The sequence below is a fragment of the Gordonia sp. i37 genome (assembly GCF_002043085.1).
Classification (GTDB): Bacteria; Actinomycetota; Actinomycetes; order Mycobacteriales; family Mycobacteriaceae; genus Gordonia; species Gordonia polyisoprenivorans.
The window spans coordinates 1-6,998 of record NZ_MVPX01000464.1 but is presented as its reverse complement, the minus strand read 5'-3'; the positions used below and the strand labels follow the sequence as shown (position 1 = coordinate 6,998).

Genomic DNA, 6,998 nt, shown 5'->3' with positions numbered 1-6,998 from the left:
GTGGTCGAAGCCTCCCCGTGCGGGAATGCCCCAGCCCTACCCATCCGGTGGTCGAGGTTGGTCGAGGTGTGAGGAGCGACAGCGACGAGCCTCGAGACCCCTTGTGCCGAAAGGATTCCGGGCCACGGTCGGCACGACACCTCGACCATCGGTGGGTTTCGCTATGGAGTTCTCAAACAACAGATGCGGTCCCGGCGAGGCCGGGTGCAGGGAATCAGGTAGTGGGGCAGGGTAGGTCAGGCGGCGGTGTCGTCGAGTCGCATGGTGCGGCGGTGGTAGGACGGTACCGGTCGGCGTTTCGGGTCCACGCTGGCGGGCGGGATCAGCCACGGGTGTCGGTCGAATCCGATGATGATGTCCCATCCGTGGTGGTGCACATCATCATGACAACTGCTGCACAGCAGGCAACCGTTATCGAGGTCGGTGGGACCACCATCGGCCCAGTGGTGCACATGGTGTCCTTGGCAACGTCCGGCGTGGGCACCGCATTTGATACACGCACGATCCCGCACCAACAACGCTTTGCGTTGCCCTGGGGTGAAGAAGCGCTTCTCTTCACCGACACTGAGCGGTACCCCATTCTGATCGAGCATGATTTTGGTGATCGTGGTGTCACACGACAACATTCTCGCGGTGGCTTCGGTGATGGCCCCCATGTTCTGCAGATCCCCGCCGAGTGCCGGGTTGTCCGCCGACCACGTCCACAACAGTCCGTTCGTCGGTTTGGCCGAGAACGTGGTGTCCGCCAAGCCTTGTGCCGCCAACTCCACGATCGTCTCGAACGCGGCGGCGCAGATCTGTTCGGGTGTCCGCGGATCCGGGGACCCGTCGGGCTGAGGTTTCGGTGCCGACAAGGTTTCCATCAAAGTTCTGGTTTTCTCGCCCGCAATGATGTCGAGGTTCGCCGAGATCTCCAACCGTCCGTCGTCGGTGATGCGGTCGCGGTAGCTGTTGATCTTCTTGTCCTCCGCAGCTGGCAACCCGCCAGGTGTTTCGGCAGCGAGTTCGTTGCCGAGTTGCCGTGCGTAGAGATTGATCTCGGCGGGGGTGAATCCGGCGAACTAGTGCGACAAGAGTTTCCGCATGTACTCACACCGTTGGACGGTGTCCAAAGGTTCAGGAGAGCGGGTGTCGATGTGCGCCAACCCGCGGACGATGGCGTCGGTGTGTTCGGACGAGATAGACCCGTCGGCAGCATGCGCGAGCAGCAGATCCACATCGGTGGTGCCGGCGAACCGCACGTACCGACCTGCGACGGCGGGTGCGAAACCCATGCTGATCAGCAGCTCTCGCAGCCGGGTGGTTTTGTGATCGGCGACCCCGAGTCGGTCCATTTCACCGGTGAGGGTGGTGGCGTGGTGATCGACCAGGTTTCGCAGTAGCAGGACTTGTTTCATGGCGCCGAAGGCTTGCGGCCCGGTCATGTCCGGGTTCCATTGCAGGTCGCTGAGTTGGGTGACGATGTCCGCGAAGAGTGCTTCGGCGTCAACGTCTTTGATGTCAAGAGTTGTGGTGGTGTCGATCATGGGCCCCTCCCCGGTGGCTGATCGGTGTGATGGGTCCAGTCTACAGGAAAATATGTTCGATGCAAGGGGTATTGTCGATCAATTATGCTTGTGGACAACGTGTTTCGGCGTTCATTTTCTGTCGGTGGGGTGTGGTACGGGTGCGACTTTCGTTTGTCTTGTCCTCGATGTGGTTGGGGAGCTTGTCATCTCGCCAGGTCTCGAGGCTCGCCGCACGCGGCTCGCACCTCGACCATCGAGGGAAAGGGTTACGGCCATCGGGGAAGGGTTCCGGCCATCGGGGGAAAGGTTGCTCGACCAGCGGGGGAACGGTTGCTCGACCATCGGGGGATGGCGCCGACCATCGGGGAGTCGAGTAAAGCTATTTCTTGCGCAGTACCACAACGAGATTGGTGGCCAGGAACTCGCGGAGTACCGGGACGCGCAGCACCCACCAGGACGGTGCCGGAAGGTAGCGGGGGAAGGCGGCGATGAGCGTCGTGTCGTCGGATCGGCTGCGGGCCCAACGCAGACCGGCCGTCGCGGTTACTGCGAAAAGGGAAGTGCCGTAGAGGTTCTTGGGCGGATGTCCGTGTCGGCGGGTGTACCAGCGAGCGGCGCGGTGGCCGCCCGCGTAGTGGGTCAGGCCCATCTCGTGACCGCCGAAGGGGCCCCACCACAATGTGTAGCTGACGATGACGAGCCCGCCGGGGCGGGTCACGCGGATCATCTCGTCGCACATCTGCCACGGTCGTGAGGTGTGCTCGACGACGTTGGACGACAGTGTCACGTCCATCGAGTCGTCGGCAAAGGGGAGTGCCTGGCCGGAGGCGCGCACGGTGCCGCGATGTTCGAGACCGCCCGCGTGCATCTCCGTCGGATCGGGTTCGACCGCCAGGTAGTGGGCGCCACACGCGCCGAATGCGTCGGCGAAGTAGCCCGGGCCGCCGCCGACGTCGAGGATGACCGAATCGTCGAGGTCGGCGAACGCGCCGACCATCGCCGCGGTGTCGCGGGCAAGGGCGCCGTAGAAGCGCGCGGGATCGGTCTGTTCGTACCGGAAGTCCGACAGCAGACCGCCCGCGCGACGGAGCGTCGCGAGTCGGCGCATCTTCTCGGTCGGTGCGGGCACAGGCGGGATGCTACCGCTGCGGCACGGGGCGAGACGCTGCCGCTACGCCGACCCCGCGGTCGGTACCCTGGTGAGGCGATGACACCTCCCACCCACGTGCTGCTCCTCTGCTGGCGAGATACCGGCCACCCGCAAGGCGGTGGCAGCGAGACCTATCTCGAGCGGGTGGGCGCCGAGTTGGCGCAGCGAGGTGTCGAGGTGACCTATCTGACCGCGGCGTACCCGGGTGCTCCCGACGAGGAGCGTCGCGACGGCATCCGATTCGTCCGGGCCGGTGGCCGGATCTCGGTGTATCCCCGAGCGCTCGGTCTCCTGCTGGCCGCCCGGATGGGCCGCGGGCGGTTGGACGGCCGTGTGCCCGATGTGGTCATCGACACCCAGAACGGCGTGCCCTTCTTCGCCGCGCTGACCCGCATCGCGCCGACGGTCGTGCTGGTCCATCACTGCCACCGCGAACAGTGGCCGGTCGCCGGTCGGGCGCTCGGGCGGCTCGGCTGGTTCATCGAGTCCAGACTGTCGCCGTGGGTGCACCGGCGCAGCCGCTATGTGACGGTGTCCGCGCCGTCGCGGCGCGAGTTGGTCGGCCTCGGTGTCGACGAGGCCCGCATCGACGTGATCCGTAACGGCCTCGATCCCGTGCCCGCCGACGTGAAATCGCCGAGCACAACCACACCGATCCCGCGCTTGTGCGTGTTGTCGCGGCTGGTTCCGCACAAGCAGGTCGAGCATGCACTGACCGTGCTGGCCGATCTCCGCCGGGCCGGAGTCGATGCGGCGCTCGACGTCATCGGCGACGGCTGGTGGTCCGACGAATTACGCAGCACCGCAGATACTCTCGGCGTGAGTGAGGCGGTCACGTTCCACGGTCACGTGGACGAGGTGCGAAAGCATGAGATCCTCGCGCAGGCACATGTCCACCTCATGCCGTCGCGCAAGGAAGGGTGGGGGCTTGCTGTGATGGAAGCCGCACAACACGGCGTGCCCACGATCGGGTATCGGAGTTCGGCCGGGTTGGCCGAATCCATCGACGATGGGCGGACCGGTCTGTTGGTCGATGGGATCGACGAATTCCTCAGCGCCACTCGAAAACTCGTCGACAACCCGGACGAGGCGCGTCGGCTCGGCCGCGCGGCGCAGTGCAAGTCCCAGCGCTACTCGTGGTCGACGACGTGCGACGAGATGCTCCGCGTCCTGCGCGACGCCTGTCGCTGAACGACTTTCACCAACCCAGCGGTGCCCGCGGCGAGAGCGCCGATGACCATCAGCAACGCCCAGATCACGTGGGCCGCCCACGCCCAGCCCCGCGACATCGACGATGCCTGCGGCGTCACCGCTCCACCGAGATCGAACAGCATCAGATCGGGTCCCGCGAGCGCCGGCGTCAGATCGGCGAGCTCCGCCGGGACGGAGGTCTCGGGGCCACGCTCGACGAGTACCCAGCCAACGCCGAGGTCGGACAGCGCACGCGGGTTCCCTCCGCTGCGCAGAACGCGATTCACTTGAGCCGCCGTGTGATCGGCGTGATCGACCACGACGCCGTCGACCCGTAGCTCACCCGATTCGATGACCGGCGCACGCACCATCCGGGCCGTCGGGTCCAGTGACGGCCCCTCGGCGAAGGAGTACCGGCGCACCGTGCCCGGCGGCCACAACGCCACCGCCCCGCGGTCGGCGGGAACCATCGCGGCCGCCTTCGTCCAGTCGTCGGGGTAGTGCACCGGCGTGATCCGGCCGCCGACCCCCCACGCCAGATCCGGCAACGGGGCGATCACCAGCAGAGCAATGGCAGCGAGCGCGAAACCTGTAGGGACATAACGCCTCAGCGCCACCACAGCGGCTGCCGAAGCCAGTGCCGCGAACGGCATCACCAGGGCCAAGAACTTATGGGTGTCGCGCACCAGCCCCGCACCGGGAACAGCATCGACGACAGCCCCCAGTGCCGCCTGCCCCGGACCCGCCGCGGTCACCGCCACCAGTACCACGACGACCGCCGCCAACGCTGCCAAGCCACGCAACAGACTCGGCGTCGGCGACGCGGAACGGCTGCGCCACAACCACACCGACCCGACAACGATCACCACCAGCAAGCAGGCGGTGGCGATCGCGGCCCACCAGATCGTGCGGCTCGTCGGCACGGCGTCGGAGTTCCAGATCCCACCGACACCCAGTGCGGTGCCGAGCGGGCCCAACAACGGCTCGGACCGCAGCGAGAATGCGCGTACTCCGGCCGGCCCGTCGGAGGCGATCGATCCACTACCGATCACCGCGGACATCAACCACGGCAGCGCCGAACACACCCACAGCGCACCGAGACCGGCAAACACACGCCACCGTCGGATACCGACGCAGGACACCGCGGTCACCCCGGCGCTCACCAACGCCATCACCGACCCCGTCGGCGTCAACCCGGCCACCGCGAGCAGCCCACCCACCTGCGCCCACCCGACCCACCGCCCGCGTGCGCGACCCACGGCGACATCGGCGACGGCCACAATGATCCACCCGAGCGCGGCGTATCCGACGAGCAGGCTCCAGTTTCCCTGCAGCAGGCGTTCGGCGACAAAGGGATTCCATACCGCGACCACGGCCGCGGCAACCGCTCCCGAGCGTCCGGCCCCGGGGACCAGCCGAAAGGCCAAGCGCCCGAACCCTACCGCCGCGAACAGGATTGCGGCGGCCAGGGCCACCAAAACCACCACGCCGCCACCGACGACCGACCCGGCCACCGCCACGAACCAATCCTGGGGAACCGCACGAGGTGCGAGCGGACCGATCCCGAGCGCGGCATCGGTGACGAAGGACCGCGGCGTCGACACCGCATCCCGGTACAGCAGGTACCCGCCGCCGAACAGAGGCCCGACGATCACCGCCGACAGCACCGCACCGACCCCGTAGAGGATCGGTAGCAGCCGCGGGTTGGTCACGGGCGCAACGTCTTCCCTCGCCCGCGGATCAGTAGTGGTAGGTGTCGGAGGGGGCCGACGCGTGTCCGGGATCGACGTCGTAGTCGGACTCGGTGACGGCGTAGGCGCGCGCCAGGTCGAGGATCTTGGTGGCGCGGGCGATGCGCGGCAGATCCGATCCGTTGCGGATCTCGCCGCCGTCGCGTTCGAAATCGGCGAAGAACTCACGCGCCCAACTGATGTCGTCGGGCGACGGCGACAGCCCCTCGTTGACCGGGGCGCACTGGTCGGGGGTCAGACAGATCTTGCCGGTCATGCCGAACTCCACGCTCACCGCGGTCGCCTCCGACAACTTCAGCGCCCCCGAACCCACGGTCGGGCCGTCGATGGCGCTGGGCAGGTGGGCGGCCTTGGCGGCGATGGTGAACCGCGACCGGGCATAGGCCAAGGTGGCCGGGTTGTCGCCGAAGCCGGTGTCCCGCCGAAAATCGCCGATGCCGAATGCGAGACGGAAAGTGCCTTTCGCCGTGGCGATCTCGCTGATCCGCTCGAGTCCGCGGGCGGTCTCGACCAGCGCGACGATCGGCACGTTGGGCAGACGCTTCGCGGTCTCGGTGACGTGGTCGACCGACTCCACCATCGCCAGCATCACCCCGCCGACCGACGTCGTGGCCAGCGCGTCGAGGTCGTCGGCCCACCACGGAGTGCCGAAACCGTTGACCCGCACCCAGTCTCCCGGTCCGCCCGGATGGTCGTCGGACTCGGTGGCCAGCCACCGCAGCACGTTCTCGCGGGCGGCGACCTTGTCCTTGGGTGCGACGGCGTCCTCGATGTCGAGAACGACGATGTCGGCGCGCGAACGGGCGGCCGGGGCGAACCGCTCGTACTGGGCACCGTTGACGAGCAGCCAGCTGCGCGCGAGTACCGGGTCGATCCGCGAGCCGATGTCGCTCGTGTCGGGGTCGACGGTGGTGTTCTGCTGGTCGTACATCCTGGCCTTCTCGAGTGGTGATCGACGATGAATCCGTTCCATCGTTTCACACCCTTCCCCGGTGACCGCCGGCGCCGACGACCCCGCAGACCGACGACCCTGCAGCGCGAACACTCGGCATGAGCCGGTGCGGCACACTTGGTCGCATGGCGACAGCGATCCGGATGCGCGGCATGGTGGGCGCGCTGGGATCGGTGGCCGCCGGGTCGATGGCGGCAAATCTCGCGGCCTATGTCGTCTATGTCGGGGCCGGGCGGTGGCTCGCGCCCGGTGATTACGGGCAGTTCGCGCGGCTGCTGTCGGCGATGCTCGTCCTCGGTGTCCCGGCGTTGGCGTTGCAGTCGGTGATCGCCCGCGAGGTCGTCCGCGGACGCGGCTCCGGGCTCGGCCGGGTCACCGCGACGACGGTCACGGCCGTCGTCGTGCTCGCGCTCGTCGCCGTCCCGGTGGTCGTGGCGGGGGCCCCG

At 67.5% G+C, this 6,998-nt stretch carries 4 protein-coding genes and 2 pseudogenes; 2 read left to right on the top strand and 4 right to left on the bottom strand.

Annotated elements, in window-relative coordinates; genetic code table 11:
* Nucleotides 1-236 precede the first annotated feature (236 nt).
* Both B1964_RS22725 and B1964_RS22720 read right to left on the bottom strand, forming a co-directional pair.
* Nucleotides 237-1,526, bottom strand: a pseudogene (locus tag B1964_RS22725) (DUF222 domain-containing protein).
* Between the two features lie 361 nt (nt 1,527-1,887).
* Nucleotides 1,888-2,616, bottom strand: a complete 729-nt coding sequence (locus B1964_RS22720; RefSeq protein WP_079931381.1) for a class I SAM-dependent methyltransferase — start codon at nt 2,614-2,616, stop codon at nt 1,888-1,890.
* Nucleotides 2,617-2,715: 99 nt separating this feature from the next.
* Between B1964_RS22720 and B1964_RS22715 the strand changes: the two genes are divergently transcribed.
* On the top strand, nt 2,716-3,849 hold the full coding sequence (locus B1964_RS22715; RefSeq protein ID WP_079931380.1) for a glycosyltransferase family 4 protein: 1,134 nt from the start codon (nt 2,716-2,718) through the stop codon (nt 3,847-3,849).
* On the opposite strand, the gene B1964_RS22710 is transcribed toward B1964_RS22715, so the two are convergent.
* Both B1964_RS22710 and B1964_RS22705 read right to left on the bottom strand, forming a co-directional pair.
* Entirely contained in the window at nt 3,789-5,561 is a 1,773-nt protein-coding gene (locus tag B1964_RS22710) for a hypothetical protein (RefSeq protein WP_079931379.1), read from the bottom strand. The two genes, B1964_RS22715 and B1964_RS22710, sit on opposite strands and share 61 nt — an antisense overlap.
* 28 nt (nt 5,562-5,589) lie before the next feature.
* Nucleotides 5,590-6,531: a CoA ester lyase gene (locus B1964_RS22705; RefSeq protein ID WP_079931378.1), complete on the bottom strand. Its 942-nt coding sequence runs from the start codon at nt 6,529-6,531 to the stop codon at nt 5,590-5,592.
* Between the two features lie 146 nt (nt 6,532-6,677).
* On the opposite strand from B1964_RS22705, the pseudogene B1964_RS22700 reads away from it, so the two are divergent.
* A pseudogene (locus B1964_RS22700) lies at nt 6,678-6,998 on the top strand (polysaccharide biosynthesis protein); the annotation flags it as partial.